At 66.4% G+C, this 14893-nt stretch carries 16 protein-coding genes; 11 read left to right on the top strand and 5 right to left on the bottom strand.

The window, feature by feature from the left end; translation table 11 throughout:
- The first annotated feature begins 11 nt into the window (after window positions 1-11).
- Window positions 12-716, top strand: coding sequence for an FMN-dependent NADH-azoreductase (locus tag FOB47_RS16645; protein ID WP_174781582.1), 705 nt, complete (start codon window positions 12-14; stop codon window positions 714-716).
- Here FOB47_RS16645 and FOB47_RS16640 read toward each other — a convergent pair.
- Complete coding sequence (locus FOB47_RS16640) at window positions 643-1626, bottom strand: tripartite tricarboxylate transporter substrate binding protein (protein WP_244959442.1); 984 nt, start codon at window positions 1624-1626, stop codon at window positions 643-645. The two genes, FOB47_RS16645 and FOB47_RS16640, sit on opposite strands and share 74 nt — an antisense overlap.
- A 329-nt stretch (window positions 1627-1955) precedes the next feature.
- On the opposite strand from FOB47_RS16640, the gene FOB47_RS16635 reads away from it, so the two are divergent.
- From FOB47_RS16635 to FOB47_RS16615, 5 genes are all read left to right on the top strand, one after another.
- Window positions 1956-3281, top strand: a complete 1326-nt coding sequence (locus FOB47_RS16635; protein ID WP_174781580.1) for an MmgE/PrpD family protein — start codon at window positions 1956-1958, stop codon at window positions 3279-3281.
- 35 nt (window positions 3282-3316) lie between these two features.
- Window positions 3317-4255, top strand: coding sequence for a transcriptional regulator GcvA (gcvA, locus tag FOB47_RS16630; RefSeq protein WP_244959441.1), 939 nt, complete (start codon window positions 3317-3319; stop codon window positions 4253-4255).
- Window positions 4256-4378: 123 nt separating this feature from the next.
- Entirely contained in the window at window positions 4379-5542 is a 1164-nt protein-coding gene (locus FOB47_RS16625) for an acyl-CoA dehydrogenase family protein (protein ID WP_174781579.1), read from the top strand.
- Window positions 5543-5604: 62 nt separating this feature from the next.
- Complete coding sequence (locus tag FOB47_RS16620) at window positions 5605-7716, top strand: acetate--CoA ligase family protein (RefSeq protein ID WP_174781578.1); 2112 nt, start codon at window positions 5605-5607, stop codon at window positions 7714-7716.
- A gap of 29 nt (window positions 7717-7745) precedes the next feature.
- Window positions 7746-8582 (top strand): alpha/beta fold hydrolase, encoded by an 837-nt coding sequence (locus FOB47_RS16615; protein ID WP_244959440.1) that lies wholly within the window; start codon window positions 7746-7748, stop codon window positions 8580-8582.
- A 56-nt stretch (window positions 8583-8638) separates the two neighbouring features.
- Here the strand turns inward: FOB47_RS16615 and FOB47_RS16610 are convergent, their stop codons facing one another.
- Window positions 8639-9586 carry a LysR family transcriptional regulator gene (locus FOB47_RS16610; protein ID WP_174782461.1) on the bottom strand — a complete coding sequence of 316 codons (948 nt, stop codon included), beginning with the start codon at window positions 9584-9586 and terminating at the stop codon, window positions 8639-8641.
- A gap of 80 nt (window positions 9587-9666) precedes the next feature.
- Between FOB47_RS16610 and FOB47_RS16605 the strand changes: the two genes are divergently transcribed.
- The gene (locus FOB47_RS16605; RefSeq protein WP_174781577.1) at window positions 9667-10284 is read left to right on the top strand and encodes a LysE family transporter; all 618 of its coding nucleotides are present in this window, start codon (window positions 9667-9669) and stop codon (window positions 10282-10284) included.
- 19 nt (window positions 10285-10303) lie between these two features.
- On the opposite strand, the gene FOB47_RS16600 is transcribed toward FOB47_RS16605, so the two are convergent.
- Complete coding sequence (locus tag FOB47_RS16600; RefSeq protein ID WP_174781576.1) at window positions 10304-10573, bottom strand: hypothetical protein; 270 nt, start codon at window positions 10571-10573, stop codon at window positions 10304-10306.
- A gap of 43 nt (window positions 10574-10616) precedes the next feature.
- The gene (locus FOB47_RS16595; RefSeq protein WP_174781575.1) at window positions 10617-11810 is read right to left on the bottom strand and encodes an MFS transporter; all 1194 of its coding nucleotides are present in this window, start codon (window positions 11808-11810) and stop codon (window positions 10617-10619) included.
- A 183-nt stretch (window positions 11811-11993) separates the two neighbouring features.
- On the opposite strand from FOB47_RS16595, the gene FOB47_RS16590 reads away from it, so the two are divergent.
- The 3 genes from FOB47_RS16590 to FOB47_RS16580 all read left to right on the top strand — a co-directional run bounded on the left by FOB47_RS16590 (window position 11994) and on the right by FOB47_RS16580 (window position 13270).
- Window positions 11994-12473: a winged helix-turn-helix transcriptional regulator gene (locus tag FOB47_RS16590; RefSeq protein ID WP_174781574.1), complete on the top strand. Its 480-nt coding sequence runs from the start codon at window positions 11994-11996 to the stop codon at window positions 12471-12473.
- A gap of 165 nt (window positions 12474-12638) precedes the next feature.
- Window positions 12639-12863, top strand: coding sequence for a hypothetical protein (locus FOB47_RS16585; protein WP_144425779.1), 225 nt, complete (start codon window positions 12639-12641; stop codon window positions 12861-12863).
- Window positions 12860-13270: a type II toxin-antitoxin system death-on-curing family toxin gene (locus FOB47_RS16580; protein WP_174781573.1), complete on the top strand. Its 411-nt coding sequence runs from the start codon at window positions 12860-12862 to the stop codon at window positions 13268-13270. The genes FOB47_RS16585 and FOB47_RS16580 overlap by 4 nt, the downstream gene beginning before the upstream one ends.
- Before the next feature lie 204 nt (window positions 13271-13474).
- Here the strand turns inward: FOB47_RS16580 and FOB47_RS16575 are convergent, their stop codons facing one another.
- The gene (locus tag FOB47_RS16575; protein ID WP_174781572.1) at window positions 13475-13795 is read right to left on the bottom strand and encodes a nuclear transport factor 2 family protein; all 321 of its coding nucleotides are present in this window, start codon (window positions 13793-13795) and stop codon (window positions 13475-13477) included.
- A 112-nt stretch (window positions 13796-13907) separates the two neighbouring features.
- Here FOB47_RS16575 and FOB47_RS16570 point away from each other — a divergent pair, with 112 nt between their 5' ends.
- Window positions 13908-14849, top strand: a complete 942-nt coding sequence (locus FOB47_RS16570) for a LysR family transcriptional regulator (RefSeq protein ID WP_174781571.1) — start codon at window positions 13908-13910, stop codon at window positions 14847-14849.
- Window positions 14850-14893: the final 44 nt, after the last annotated feature.

Genomic DNA, 14893 nt, shown 5'->3' with positions numbered 1-14893 from the left:
CGGGAGATACGATGAAAACCGTGCTTCATGTCAGCGCCAGCCCCAATGGAGAGGCGTCGACCAGCCGCGCCACGGGCGCCGCGTTGATCGAGCGGATGCGGCAGCGGGAAACGCTGCGCGTGGTCGAGCGTGACCTGGCGCGTCGTCCGCCGCCCCTGGTCGATGGCGCATTCGCGCATACCAGCCTCGCGGCGGAGTCTACCGATGCGGCCAGCGACACGGGCGTGCTCGCGTTGTCGGCCTCGCTGATCGCCGAACTGCAGGCCGCGGACCGCATCGTGATTTCGACGCCGATGCACAACTTCACGGTGCCGGCGACGCTGAAGGCGTGGATCGATCAGATCCTGCGCCCCGGCCGCACGTTCGCGCGGACGCCGGAAGGCAAGAAGGGGCTGCTGGCCAGCCGCCCCGTCTATCTGATCGTCGGCAGCGGCGGACCGCTCGGCGATGACGGCAAGGGCCAGCCGGACTTTCTGACGCCCTACCTGCGTCACGCGCTGGCGACCGCGGGTCTTCACGACCTGTCGGTGTTGCGGCTCGACAATCTGCGGCGCGGACCGGCCTATCTCGAGCGGGCGCAGGCTCTCGCCGATGCGTGGATCGCGCAGCAGATCGCCGCCCTGTCGCTGAACCCGCCGGCGCTCACTGCACAGAAATCTGCACCGTCTGGAATACCTTGCCCCATCGATCCACCTCTTCGACCAGGTATTGCCTGAACTGCTCGCGCGAGCCACCGACCACAATGGCCCCCTGCGATACCAGCGTGTCGCGCACGTCGGGCGAGGCCAGCGCCTTGTTGACTTCGGCGTTCAGGCGGTCGAGCACTTCCTTGGGCGTTCCCGCCGGGGCCAGCAGGCCGTTCCACGAATCGGCCTCGAATCCGGGCAGCCCCGCCTCCTCCATCGTCGGCAGCTGCGGCATCTGTGGCATGCGCTTCTTCGATGCCACCGCGATCGCGCGCGGATTGCCGGACTTCAACGTGGGCAACGCCGACATCGACGTCATGAAGACCATGTCGACGGTGCCGGCCATCAGATCCGTCAGCGCGGCCGAGGCTCCCTTGTACGGAACATGCAGCATGTCGATGCCCGCGCGCTGCTTCAGCAGTTCGCCAGCGAGGTGCTGCGACCCTCCGGCGCCGGTCGAGCCGAACGTCAAGGTACCCGGCTTCTTCTTCGCCAGCGCGATCAGCGAGCGCAGGTCGTGCGCCGGCAGCCTGGTCGATACCGCCAGCACGGCCGGTGCCGTCATCACATTGGCGATCGGCTCGAAGCTCTTGAGTACATCGAACTTCAGACCCTTGTAAAGGTACTTGGTCATCGTGATCGGCGCCGCGGCCAGCAGCAGCGTGTAGCCATCCGGGGGCGCCGACGCGACATAGTCGGAGGCGATGTTGGAGCCCGCGCCCACCTTGTTCTCGACGATGACCGGCTGCCCCAGCCCCGCCTGCAGCTTGCTCGCCAACAGCCGCGCCGTCAGATCGGTAGGACCGCCGGCCTGGTAACCAACGATGATGCGGATCGGCTTGGTGGGATAGCTGGACGGCGTGGCATGGGCCGCGCTGGCAAGGGACAGGATCAGCGCACCGGCGGCGAGAGCGCCGGCGACCGGACCGAAAGTCTTCATGGATGTCTCCGTCATGGCATCAGGGATGGCGCATTGCCGCATGGCTGCGCTCTGTTCGTCGGCAACGACCGGCTGGTGCCCGCCGTTTTCCGCATGGCAACCGCGACATACCGCACGTGTCCGGTCGAACCATCGCCATGGTGGGTGAACCGCTCGCCCCTGAGAACTTCCGATTCGGCCCGCTGCCATGAGAAAAACTCAATACAGCGCCACTGGTCCCGCACCGCCCTGGCATTCCTGTATGTCATACCTGCACGATCAATTGGAAGTTGCCATCCGCACCGCCCTGCGCGAGCATCGGCGCCAGCCTGCCAACGTGAACGGACCCCATGACCATCATCGAGACCTTTTCCGCCTTCGCCCAGCAGCCCGGCCCCGGCGCGCGCTCCAGCGAAGTGATCCACCACGCCAAGCGTGCGGTGATCGACTGGTATGCGGCATTGCTGCCGGGCGCGGTAGTCGCGCCGTGCACGCTGCTGGAGCGCGCCTGCGCCGACGATCTCGATCGCGGCGATGCCCGCCTGGCCCTGGGCCGCCCGGCCACTGCGCGAACGGCGGCGCTGATCAACGGCACCGCCGCGCATACGGTGGAGGTCGACGACATCTACAAGCACGCGATCTACCATCCGGGCGCGCCGACGATTGCCGCGGCGCTTGCCGCCGCTCAGCAACGCCAGGCAAGTGGGGCGGCATTCCTGCACGCCGTGATGATCGGCTACGAAATCTCGACCCGGATCGGCGCGGCGCTGGGACGCACGCACTACCGCTACTGGCACAACACAGGCACGGTCGGTACCTTCGGTGCGGCGGCCGCCGCCGCTACGCTCTTCAAACTCGATGCTGCGCGCTTCGCGCATGCACTGGCCACGAGTGGCACCTTCGCCGCGGGATTGCAGCAGGCGTTCCGCATGGATTCGATGTCCAAGCCGCTGCACTCGGGCCGAGCCGCCGAGGCGGGACTGCTGGCAGCGCTGGCTGCCGAGGCCGGCGTCACCGGCTCGCTCGACGTGATTGACGGCGAGGCGGGATTGGGACGCGCGATGAGCGATGGCCCGGACTGGCAGGCCGCTGCCGCAACGCTGGGCCGCGACTTCCATATCACGCAGATCACCTTCAAGAATCACGCCTGCTGCGGCCACACCTTCGCCGCGATCGACGGCGCGCAGGCCTTGCAGCGGGCGCACGGCTTTGCGGCCGAGGATATCGCCGCCGTGCGGATCGGCACCTATCGTCCGGCGCTGGACGTGGCGGGCAATCCCAACCCGCGCACCGCGGCAGAGGCCCGCTTCAGCGTGCAGTTTGCCGTGGCCTGCGCGCTGATCCATGGCAGCGTGCGACTTGCCGCCTTCTCCCCCGAACGGCTCGCCGATCCCGCTATCAGGGCATTGATGGCGCGCATCGAACTGTCGGTCGACGGCCAGCTCGATGCCGCCTTCCCCGGACAACGCGCGGCGCGCGTCACCGTGCGTCTGCGCGATGGACGCGAGCTGACCCATCTGCAGCCGAACCGCAAGGGCGACCCCGAGGAACCGCTGAGCGATGCGGATCTCGACGACAAGTTCGTCGAGCTGGTGGCGCCGGTGCTCGGTCAAGCCCGTACGCGCGCGCTGCTGCAGCGGCTGTGGTCGCTCGACAGCGCGGCGTCGCTGCCCTGAGGAAGTGCTGCGTCCGGCGGCATAGATATAATGAAATGTCATTGCTCGGACGCGACAACATGGCTCGCCGCATTCCCCCCTTGAACCCGCTGCGGGTCTTCGAAGTCGTGGCGCGCACCCAGAACCTGACCGTCGCCGCGCAGGAACTGCATGTTTCCCAGTCGGCGGTCAGCCGGCAGATCGCGGTGCTGGAGGGCTATCTGGGCATCGAACTGTTCCGTCGCGAGCGCCATGGCGTTTCGCTGACGCGCGTCGGCCAGGCCTATGCCGAGGAAGTCGTTCCGGCCTTCGATGCCATTGCCACTGCCACCGCCCGACTGCTGAAGAACACCTCGCAAGGCGCGCTGCGGGTGCGCACCTACACCACCTTCGCGGCGAAATGGCTGATCCCGCGACTGCCCGACTTTCAGGCCCAATATCCCAGCATCGAAGTGCGCATCGACAATGCGATTCCCGATGTGGACTTCGATCGCGATCCCGCCGATCTCGCCATCCAGTTTGGCGACGGCCGCTGGCCCCGTGTCAGCGCCGACTTCCTGTTCCACGACGAGATCGAACCGGTCTGCACGCCCGAATACCTGCGCACGCATCGCGGCGGCGGCCGCGGCCGGCCTGAAGCGCTGCTGCGCCACCGTCTGCTGGTGTCGCACTATCGCCGCGCCGACTGGGACGATTGGCTGGCCTTCGCCGGACTGGCCGAGATGGCCGACCGCACCGAGCGCATGAGCTTCGGCAGCTCGGTGCTGACCTGGCAGGCGGCCCTCGATGGCCTTGGTATCGCAATCGGACAGGCTGCCATGCTGCAGGCCGAGCTCGCTTCCGGCCGCCTGGTTCGGCCGTTCGCGCGGCCACTGGTACGCAGCAAGTCCTACTACCTGGTCAGGCCCGCCGTCCAGCGCGAGTCCCGCAAGGTCACGGCATTCCGGGATTGGCTGCTCGACACCGTGGCACGCGAACAGCGCGCGGCGAAATGAGGATGCGAGATGCGGCGGCCTCAGGTATGACGATAGGTTCTACCTGCTCTCCAAACGCGAAGTTCACAACCGTCTCGGGATAGCGGAAGCTGATGCCTGACTTCTGCCCCCAGAGATTTCGACATGAACTTTGAACTCAGCGAAGAACATCAGGCATTTGCGGAATCGGTGCGCCGGTTCGCCCAGGACAAGCTCGCGCCCGGCGCGCTGCAGCGCGCGCACTCCGCGCAGTACCCATGGGATGCGGCACGCATGCTGGCCGAGCAGGGACTGCTTGGCATCGCCTTCCCGGAAGAGGATGGCGGCCAGGGCGGCACGCTGATGCACGCCGTCATCGCGATCCAGGAGATCGCGCTGGTCTGCCCCAAGAGCGCGGATATCGTGCAGGCGGGTAATTTCGGACCGATCCGGACCTTCGTCGAATACGCGACGCCCGAACAGAAGGCGCGCTTCCTGCCCGATCTGCTCGCCGGACGCAAGTTGATCGCGCTCGGCATGACGGAGCCAGAGGCCGGCTCCGCCGTCACCGAACTGCGCACCACCGCGCGCCGCGACGGCGACCACTACGTGATCGACGGCAGCAAGATCTTCTCGACGCATAGCCCCGAGGCCGAGCTGTTCCTGATCTACGTACGCTTCGGCCCGGGCGTCAATGGCATCGGTTCGGTGCTGGTGGAACGCGGCGCGCCGGGCTTCCAGGTCGGCGAGCCGTCGAAATTCATGAGCGGCGAGGAATGGTGCCAGCTGTATTTCGAGGACTGCCGCATTCCCGCCGGCAACCTGCTGCTTGGCGAAGGCGGCTTCAAGCGCCAGATCGCCGGCTTCAACGTCGAGCGGCTGGGCAACTCGTCGCGCGCCCTCGCGCTCGGGCGTCATTGCTTCAACGTGGCCCGCGAGCACGCGATGGTCCGCAAGCAGTTCGGCCGCGAATTGTGCGAATTCCAGGGGATTCAATGGAAGTTCGCGGAGATGGCGTTGAAGCTCGAATCCGCCCAGCTTCTGCTCTATCGCGCCGCCATGGAGGGCGAGCACGGGCTGCCGTCCGCGCACAGCACGGCAATGGCCAAGCTCGCGTGCAACCAGGCGGGCTGGGACGTCGCCAACGAAGCGCTGCAGATCATGGGCGGCATGGGCTACAGCCAGGAATCGATCGTGGAATACTGCCTGCGCCGCATCCGCGGCTGGATGATCGCCGGCGGCTCCATCGAAATGCTGAAGAACCGCATTGCGGAAGGCGTGTTCGGCCGATCGTTTCCGCAGCGTCCGCCCAGGCCTGCCCCGAACTGAACATGCCGCGCCAGCCGAGCTCCCCGACTTTCCCTGTTCCCTGCTCCCTGTTCCCAGCCGCAATGAACTCGACCTCTCCAGCATCCGGCCCCATCGACTCGGCGCTCGCACAGGCGCTGCTGTCTCCACGCAGCGTGGCACTGTTCGGCGCGTCCGACGATCCGGCCAAGACCGCCGGACGTCCATTGAAGTTCCTGCGTGCGGCCGGCTATCGCGGAACGATCTATCCGATCAATCCGAACCGGGATACCGTGCAGGGCGAAACCGCCTACCCCAGCCTCGCATCGCTGCCGCAAGTCCCCGACCAGGTCTTCGTGCTGACGCCGACCGACACCGTGCTCGATGCGGTGCGCGAGAGCGCCCGCCTCGGCGTCAAGGTCGTGACCATCCTCGCCAGCGGCTTTGCCGAGTCCGGGCCCGAGGGCGCGGCCAGGGAGGCGGAACTGCGAGCCCTGAGCCGGCAGACCGGCATCCGCGTGCTCGGCCCCAGCAGCCTCGGGGTCATCCATCCGCAGGCGGGCGTCATGCTGACCGCCAATGCGGCCTTCGCCGAGCCGGAACTGCCACAAGGGCGCGTCTTCGTCGCCTCGCACAGCGGCAGCATGATCGGCTCGCTGGTTTCGCGCGGCAAGGCGCGCGGCGTCGGCTTTGCCGGGCTGGTATCGGTCGGCGGCGAAGCCGACCTGTCCATTGGCGAAATCTGCCTCGCTACGCTCGACGATCCCGCTATCGAGGGCTATCTGCTGTTTCTCGAGAGCCTTCGCCACGGCGACAAGCTGCGCGCCTTCGCGATCGAGGCCGCCCGGCGCGGCAAACCCGTGATCGCATACAAGCTGGGGCGTTCGGCCGTCGCCGCCGAGATGGCCGCCACCCACACCGGAGCGCTGGCCGGCGAGGACGACATCGCCGATGCCTTCCTCAAGGACCTCGGCATTGCGCGCGTCGGCGTGCTTGAAGCACTGCTGGAAGCGTTCCCGCTGGCGCGGCGGATACCGCTGGCGCAGCCGGGCGGGCAACCACGCGTGCCGCCGCGCCGCGTGGGCGTGGTGACTACCACTGGCGGCGGCGCGGCGATGGTCGTCGACCAATTGGGCATTCGCGATGTCGCCGTGGAACCCGCCTCGCCGGCAACGCTCGACAGGCTCGCCGCCGCCGGTATCGCGGTATCGCCGGGACGCGTGCTGGACCTGACGCTGGCCGGCACAAACTACAAGGTCATGAAGACCGCGCTCGACATCATGTTCGAGGCGCCGGAGTTCGATATCGTGCTTGCCGTCGTCGGCTCTTCCGCACGCTTTCAGCCGCAGCTTGCAGTCAAGCCGATCATCGACAGCGCGGACAGCGCCAAGCCGCTGGCCGCGATGCTGGTGCCCGACGCACCCGAGGCGCTGGCCGCGCTGACGGCCGCCGGGGTGCCCTGCTTCCGATCGCCCGAACCGTGTGCCGATGCCATTGCCGCCGTGCTTGCACGCCGCACGCCCGGCACGCAACCGGCGGCGCGACTGACCGGCGAGCGGCCGCCGCGCGCGCTCAGCGAGGCGCAGGCATACGCCGTGCTGGAACAGCTCGGCGTGCCCTACGCGCCGGCGATCACACTGCCGATCGGCGGTCCCATCCCTGCGCTGCCGTTCGACTATCCGGTGGTCGCCAAGGTCTGCTCGCCCGAGATCCCGCACAAGACGGAAGTGGGCGGCGTCGTACTGGGCATTCGGGACGCCGGTCAGTTGAACAGCGCATTCGCAACGCTGAAGACCAACCTGGCCGAGCGCGCGCCCACCGTGCGATGCGATGAAGTGCTGGTGCAGCCGATGACCAGGGGCCTGACCGAGGTGCTGGTCGGCTACCGCATCGATCCGGACGCCGGTCCGATCGTGATGCTGGCCGCCGGGGGCATCTGGGCCGAAGTCGCACGCGATCGAAGCATTCGGCTGGCACCGGTCACCGTCGATGTCGCCCGGGAGATGATCGCCGAAGTGAAGGCACTGAAGACGGTCGGGGGACTGCGCGGCAGGACCCGCGGCGATCTCGATGCGCTGGCACGGGCCGTCTCCGCGTTGTCCCAGCTCGCGGTACGCCCTGAGCTTGGCATCGCCGAAGCGGAGGTCAACCCGATGATGGTGCTGCCCGAAGGGCAAGGTGTGCTCGCCGTCGATGCCCTCGTACTGACATCGTGAAGACGCCTGCCCTGCCCCCAGCCCCCGCGTTGAACGCCGAACTGGCCGCCCTGGACCGACGCGCGCAGACCTGCGTCGTACGTGACGGGGACCGCGAGACGGTCTGGCGCAAGTTCGGCAGCGGGCCACCGCTGGTGCTGATCCATGGCGGCCATGGCAACTGGCTGCATTGGGTCCGCAACATCGAGCCCTTGTCGGCAACGCATACGCTGTGGATTCCCGATCTGCCGGGATTCGGAGAGTCCGACGCGCTGCCCGGGGATCCGCACGCGGCCGACCGGCTCGATCGCCTGGTCGGCACCGTCATCGCAGCGCTGGACCGTCTGGTCGGTGTAGACGCAACCGTCTCGCTCGCCGGCTTTTCGTTCGGTGGACTGGTGGCCGCCCAGGTTGCGGCCCGGCGTGGCGGCACGGCGCGGCTCGCACTGCTGGGGCCCGCGGGACACGGCGGTACGCGACGCCAGCGCATGGAGATGATGGACTGGCGCAAGGACGACCCTCACACCATGCGAAGCGCACTGCGGCACAATCTGCTCGCGCTGATGCTGCACGAGCAAGCCAGCATCGACGAGACCGCCATGCTGGTGCACGAGCTCGCGTGCAGGGCGACGCGATTTCGGAGCAAGGCGATCTCGCGACAGGCGCTGCTCGAATCCGCGCTGGATGCATTCAATGGTCCCACGCTGCTGATCTGGGGCGAGCACGACGTCACCGCCTCGCCGATCGATGTGGCCAATCGAATCGCGGGGCCCGCGACGCACCGGGATTGGTGCCTGGTGCCCGGCGCCGGGCACTGGGTCCAGTACGAGCGCCATCGCGATATCAATACGCTGCTGGCACGCTGGTTCGGCTCGGAACCTCGCTGACACCCGGATTTGCTTGCCGAGTTCCTTCTGGACGTAGGCGTTGGCGTTGCGGCTGCTCAATCCGCACGCAGCCGGTCGAGCGCCGCCGTTGTCTTCAGCCAGTCGAGCACCGCGGCAGCGGGCGTGCCGGCCCGGATGGGCACCGGCGACAACAGACAATAGCGTGAACCGTCCTCGACAAAGCCCATCGGCGCGGCCAGGATGCCGCTGGCGATATCGTCCTGCACCAGATGCCAGGGCCCGATGGCGACACCAAGGCCCGCCACCGCTGCCTGCAGGCTGAAGTAGAAATGTTCGAAGCGCTGCTCCGGCGCGCGCGATAGCGTCTGTCCCGTGATGTCGGCCCAGGTCTGCCAGGCGTTCGGCCTTGTCCGCGTATGCAGGCGCGGTGCGCAAGGACGCAGGGCAGTGCCGGCCTTGCGCGCGGCAAACCATGCGCCGGCCTGGTCCGGCCGGCACACCGGACCGACCCGTTCGACGAACAAGGGCACCGCGTGGACGCTGTCGGGCCAGGCGAAGTCATCGCGGCGAAGCGCGAGATCGATGCCGCTGTCGAACGCGACCGCCCCGCCGCCAGCCACCAGATGGACGTCGAGCTCGGGATGCCGCGCCTTGAAGTCGGGCCAGCGCGGGATCAGCCAGCGCATCAGCAAGGTTGGCTCGCAAGACAGCACCCATTGGCGCGCCTGCCTCGCACTGGCACGCAGCTCCCGTGTGGCCTGTCGGATCACGCCGAGGCCATCCCGCACCGCCTGTGCGAGCCTTCGCCCTGCCTCGGTCAGGAAAACGCGACGGCTGCGCCGTTCGAACAACGCCACTCCGAGATCGTCTTCGAGCGTGCGCACCGCGCGGCTGACCGCGCCATGCGTCAGATGCAATTCGTCGGCTGCTCGGCTGAAGTTCTCCAGCCGGGCCGCTGCCTCGAAGCAGCGCAGGGCCAGCAGGGAAGGAAGCCGGGCGTCTCCCGATGGTGAGTTGGACTCACCATGATGGTCAGAAAACATCGCTATTCGTCGATCGTCCGGTTCCCTAACATAGGGCAACCATGCGTGGCACTTTGCCACAGGATTCGACAGAGTAAACCATGACTGAACTGTTAGCCGTGATCACCATTACGCTGCTCGCCGTGATCAGCCCTGGACCGGACTTTGCCATGGTGAGCCGCAACAGCCTGGTGCTGTCGCGCCGCGCCGGCTTGCTGACGGCACTGGGCATCGGGCTTGGCGTACTGATCCACGTCGGCTACACCATCCTCGGCGTCGGCGTGTTGATCCAGCAGTCGCTATGGCTGTTCCAGACGGCCAAATGGATTGCCGCCATCTATCTGGTCTATTTGGGTATCGGCATGCTGCGCGCCAGGCCGGGCGGCTCGCTGGCCGAGGGCCGCACCGCCCCGCTGTCGGATCTCGCCGCATTGCGCTCGGGCCTGCTGACCAATGCGCTGAACCCGAAGACCACCGTCTTTATCGTCAGCCTGTTCATGCAGGTCGTGCGCCCCGACACGCCGCTGGCCACACAGATCGGCTACGGCGCCTTCATCGCGGCCGCCCATATCAGCTGGTTCAGCCTGGTCGCGGTGTGCCTGTCGACGGGCCCCGTACGCGCTCGGCTGCTGGCCGTGCGCCACTGGATCGACCGTGTCTTCGGCGCCCTGCTGGTCTCGTTTGGCGTGCTGCTGGCGGTGGCGCGCGGCGCGCGTTGAAGCGCGATCCTGCGCCGGTCTACTGGCCGAATTCCTGCTGGATGCGCGGCGCCTGCGGACACTGCCGATCCAGCGACTCCCGATACTTGACGCAGCCGCGCAGAAACTGCGGCCAGTCCGGGACCGCGGGCGTGTGCGTGGCCGCGTCGGGCAGCAAGGCCCACAGGTCCGGGTGATGCCAGCACAGATCGTGGCCCGACGCATCCCGATGGCGGCGGATGCCGGCGCGCAAGCGCCTCACTTCCTCAACCAGTTGTTCGCGGCTCATCGTCTCGACGTCGTCGTCCATGGTGCCCTCCTGCGTGTCGGTTGGCTTTGTCGAAACCTTCAGCTTAGGCGGGCTGCGCGCAAGCTGAGGAGACCTTTGGCATATGGCGCAGCGTCAGCGCCCAGAACGCCAGCGCGGCGGCACTGATGCCGGCGCCGAGCAGGCAGACCGCCTGCCATCCGGCCAGCGCATAGACCCATGTCGACGCGATGGCGCCCAGCCCGCTGCCCACCGAATAGAACAGCATGTAGCAACCGACCAGCCGGCTGTGCGCATCGCGCTGCGCCGCGAAAATCATGCTCTGGTTGGCGACATGAATGGCCTGCCCGCCGAGGTCCAGCGCGACGATGCCGATCACCAGCCACCACAGCCCGTGGGCATCGAACCACCACAGTGGCAGCCATGAGGCCAACAGCACCAGCAGCGCCCCGCCGGTGACCCGCTGCCCCAGGCCGCGGTCGGCCAGCCGCCCGGCCCGCGCGGCCGCCAAGGCGCCGACCACGCCGACCAGCCCGAATGCGCCGATCGCCGTGTGCGACAACGCGTACGGCGGCGCGCTCAACGGCAGCACCAGCGCGCTCCAGAACACGCTGAATGCGGCGAACATCAGCATCGCGATCGTGCCGCGGATCTGCAGCACGCGTTGTTGCCGCAGTAGCGTCAGCATCGACAGGATCAGCTTCGGATAGCTCAGCCGTGAAATCGCTGGGTTCTGTGCCGGCAGACGGCGCCACAGCAGCAGCGACAGCGCCAGCATCGCCAGCGCCGAGAACAGATACACGCCACGCCAGCCTGCCACATCGGCAATCAGGCCGGCCAGCACGCGCGCCAGCAACAGACCGATGACCACCCCGCCCTGCGCGGCGCCGACCACCCGCCCACGCTCCGATGGCGCACCGGCGGTCGCCGCGTAGGCGATCAACCCCTGCGTCATCGCTGTACCGAGCAAGCCGACGGCCAGCATGCCAACCAGCAAGGCCGGCGCCGACGCGGCCGCGGCCACGGCAATCAGCGCCCCCACCAGTGCAGCCGCCTGCCACAGCATCAGGCGCCGCCGATCGATGCGGTCGCCCAGCGGCACCAGCAGCAGCAAGGCCAGCGCGCAGCCGATCTGCGTGGCCGTGATCACGCCCCCTACCGCGGCATGGTCCAGCGCGAACTCCCCGCCGAGCGCGTCGAGCAAGGGCTGCGCGTAGTAGACGTTCGCCACGCTCAGACCGCAGGCGCAGGCGAACAGCGCGACCAATGCGCTCGGCATGGGGCTGGCGGATGGCGTTGGAGGGTTGGGTGCAGGCCCCGTCGGCGGTTCGCCCGGCATGGATGTTCCTTTCGTCAAAGCGGTTTCAAATCAAGACCGGTTTGATTGTAGGCAAACTGGTCTTAAAATGAAACCACCAAGACAAACCCACATCTGGCACATGCCTTTACCGAAGGAGCATCGATGGCAAAACGTCGCGACAGCCAGGCGGAAACCTGCCCGGTCGCCCGCTCGCTCGATCTGATCGGCGACCGCTGGTGCCTGCTGATCGTGCGGGATGCCTTCGATGGCGTGCGCCGCTTCAGCGAATTCCAGCGGCGCCTGGGCGTGGCCCGCAGTATCCTGGCTGACCGCCTGCGCCTGCTGGTCGAAGCCGGCATCTTCCAGATCAGCCCGGCATCGGATGGCACCTCGTATCAGGAATATGTGCTCACACCCAAGGGAGAGCGGCTATTTCCGGTGATCGTGGCGTTGCGGCAATGGGGCGAGCAACATTTGTTCGAATCGAAAGACGCGCATTCCGTGCTGGTCGACAAGCGCACCGGGAAACCGCTGACGAGGATGGAGCCACGCGCGGCCGACGGCAAGGTGGTGCGTCCCGCGGAAACGGTGGTACGGCTGCCAAAAAGAGAGGACTCAATGGCGTCCTTATTGGGTGACTGAAACGTCATGACCGGATCATGGATTTGATGTGAGCGGCGTCCAATTTGCGGGAAACGGCGAGAATGCTTTGGTTCTTCCGCGGCAGACTAGCCGATTGCGTTGGAGGCGTTGTCACTGCGATGGCGTGCCGCCGATATACTCGCGACTTACCCTCTGGAGTCTCAGATGAGCAAGGTCTCCCTTTCGAAGTACAACGTCCCCATCAAGGAACGAACAAAAGTCACGAGTGCCCCAAGCCCAGAGCGCGTCGCCGCAAGCACGAGGATCGAGCATGTGTTCGACGGGCGAATCGTTGTGGTCAATAAGGCCGACTCGACAACCGTTCAGGAAACCGCTCGGAAGGTCATCCAGAAACACCACGAAGTCATCGAGCGCTTGGCGAAGCGATGACCAATGGCTTCATCTCACTCACGCCAGATCAAGTCCGTGAAATTCACGACTTGATTCTCGAAACGGAGATTGGACTGGCGGGCGAGCACAAGGGCTACCTTGAGGGCGCGCTCCATCGCATCGCGGCTGCGCAGTTCTATGAAGGAGTCGATGACCTCTTCGAATTGGCCGCACATTACGCGCGCGCGATTGGCCAAGGCCATTGCTTCATCGATGCCAACAAGCGCACAGGCCTCGTTACATGCCTGACATTCCTGGAATTGAATGGCATCACAGTCCAAAAGAACGACGACCTGGAAGACGCCATGGTCGATCTGACCACGAGAGATCTACCGCTGTCCGACTTTGCCACTCTGTTATTTTCGTTGGCCGAGTGCAACGAGACCGGCGGCCCACCGGCGGGATAGTCCCAAGGACCAGCAGATCCTGACGCACCGGGCACTTCCTGCCGTCGGTTTGGTCCCGGGCCATCTCGGCGACCAGGTCGTTCGGTAGCAGTACGCCGTTCCGCTGACGCAACGCCTCCAGCAGGCGCATCGGGTCTGGCGCCGTGCCCGCCCCGCTCGATCGAAACGAGCGCGGCGTCAGGCGTCATCGCCCGTCCGCCGCGCTTAGTGGATGCTCAATTCGGCGATCTTGTCTTTTTCGATCGTGAACAGAAATTCCAGCGTGACAGGACTATTCGGGAACTGCCCGCTCACCCTGGCGCGGACCCGGACCTCGGTGCCGGTGCCAGCGGCTTCGACTGGCTCGGCGACGTGGCGATATTTTTCCTTGGCCGCCTGCCACCACGCGCGTATCGCCTCCCTTCCCTGATGCCGCGCACTCTCATCATTGACAACGGCATTGGGGAGAAAAAGCGATACCAGCGCATCGGCATCGCCGCCCTTATCCGCTTCGAAATACGCGCCCACAACGGTCGGAATATCCATCCTTCTGCTCCTGATCTGTGCTTGCCTGGCAATGTTGCAGCGCCAGTTTAAGCTTGACCATTGTCCGGATAAACAAGATAAAGCTGGATGTGGCGATGAAATAAACAGGACAATGGAAAGAACCTCCCTTCACGACCTCGAAGCCGTCCTCGCGATCGCCCGCCGTGGAACATTCCGCGCAGCGGCGATCGATCTCGGGATGTCGACCACGGCCCTGAGCCATGCCATTGGCAAGCTCGAGACCCATCTAGGCGTCCGCCTGTTCAATCGTACGACGCGCAGCGTCTCGCTGACCGATGCCGGTCGACAGTTTGTCGAGCAGGTCGGGCCCGCGCTTCACGATATCCACGGCGCATTGGAGGCAGTGCGGTCGCAGCGGGAAACCCCATCCGGAACACTGCGGATCAATGCCGCGGCATTTGCGGCGCGAGACATCATGTCCCCGCTGGTGCTCGAATTCCTGCGCCGCTACCCGGACATGAATGTCGACCTGGTGACCGAAGGACGGCTGGTGGATATCGTTGCCGAGGGTTTCGACCTCGGCGTTCGGGTTGCCAACCTCGTTCCCAGCGACATGATTGCCGTGCCGCTCGGCCGGCCCCAACGCTATGCCGTCGTGGGATCGCCCTTGTATTTCGAGAACCATCGGAAGCCTCGCGTCCCACCCGATCTGCTGAAGCACCAATGCGTGCGTGTACGCCTGCCCGACGGGACGTTGTATCGGTGGCAATTCGAGAAGGCCGGCGAGACAGCGCAGATCGACGTGCGCGGCCCGATCACGCTCGACGAAGCGAGCCTGGCGCGGGCCGCCGTGATCGGGAATATCGGCCTGGGCTATTTCATGGAGCAGGACGTGCAGCCCGATATCGAGGCAGGACGCCTGGTTCGCGTGCTGGCCGATTGGACGCCGCCTTTGCCCGGGCTCTGCCTCTATTACCCCGGCCGGCGCCACCACTCTGCCGGAATGAAGGCATTCCTCGCGTTGGCCCGTGAGGTGGCCGAGCGGGGGCCAGACCGCCAATCGCCGGCCGGACGAAACCGCCGTCGACATTGAGCAGCCGATCGCGTTGCCGAACGCGCGATGTCATGTCGCAAGCG

Origin of the sequence: Cupriavidus gilardii (genome assembly GCF_013347325.1) — a bacterium.
GTDB lineage: Bacteria > Pseudomonadota > Gammaproteobacteria > Burkholderiales > Burkholderiaceae > Cupriavidus > Cupriavidus gilardii.
This window is presented reverse-complemented; position numbering and strand designations above follow the sequence as displayed.

Bases quoted from the DNA above. Each gene is read 5' to 3' on its own strand.
- FOB47_RS16645 (WP_174781582.1), top strand. From the start codon at position 12: ATGAAAACCGTGCTTCATGTCAGCGCCAGCCCCAATGGAGAGGCGTCG.
- FOB47_RS16640 (WP_244959442.1), bottom strand. From the start codon at position 1,626: ATGAAGACTTTCGGTCCGGTCGCCGGCGCTCTCGCCGCCGGTGCGCTG.
- FOB47_RS16635 (WP_174781580.1), top strand. From the start codon at position 1,956: ATGACCATCATCGAGACCTTTTCCGCCTTCGCCCAGCAGCCCGGCCCC.
- gcvA (WP_244959441.1), top strand. From the start codon at position 3,317: ATGTCATTGCTCGGACGCGACAACATGGCTCGCCGCATTCCCCCCTTG.
- FOB47_RS16625 (WP_174781579.1), top strand. From the start codon at position 4,379: ATGAACTTTGAACTCAGCGAAGAACATCAGGCATTTGCGGAATCGGTG.
- FOB47_RS16620 (WP_174781578.1), top strand. From the start codon at position 5,605: ATGAACTCGACCTCTCCAGCATCCGGCCCCATCGACTCGGCGCTCGCA.
- FOB47_RS16610 (WP_174782461.1), bottom strand. From the start codon at position 9,586: ATGTTTTCTGACCATCATGGTGAGTCCAACTCACCATCGGGAGACGCC.
- FOB47_RS16605 (WP_174781577.1), top strand. From the start codon at position 9,667: ATGACTGAACTGTTAGCCGTGATCACCATTACGCTGCTCGCCGTGATC.
- FOB47_RS16600 (WP_174781576.1), bottom strand. From the start codon at position 10,573: ATGGACGACGACGTCGAGACGATGAGCCGCGAACAACTGGTTGAGGAA.
- FOB47_RS16595 (WP_174781575.1), bottom strand. From the start codon at position 11,810: ATGCCGAGCGCATTGGTCGCGCTGTTCGCCTGCGCCTGCGGTCTGAGC.
- FOB47_RS16590 (WP_174781574.1), top strand. From the start codon at position 11,994: ATGGCAAAACGTCGCGACAGCCAGGCGGAAACCTGCCCGGTCGCCCGC.
- FOB47_RS16585 (WP_144425779.1), top strand. From the start codon at position 12,639: ATGAGCAAGGTCTCCCTTTCGAAGTACAACGTCCCCATCAAGGAACGA.
- FOB47_RS16580 (WP_174781573.1), top strand. From the start codon at position 12,860: ATGACCAATGGCTTCATCTCACTCACGCCAGATCAAGTCCGTGAAATT.
- FOB47_RS16575 (WP_174781572.1), bottom strand. From the start codon at position 13,795: ATGGATATTCCGACCGTTGTGGGCGCGTATTTCGAAGCGGATAAGGGC.
- FOB47_RS16570 (WP_174781571.1), top strand. From the start codon at position 13,908: ATGGAAAGAACCTCCCTTCACGACCTCGAAGCCGTCCTCGCGATCGCC.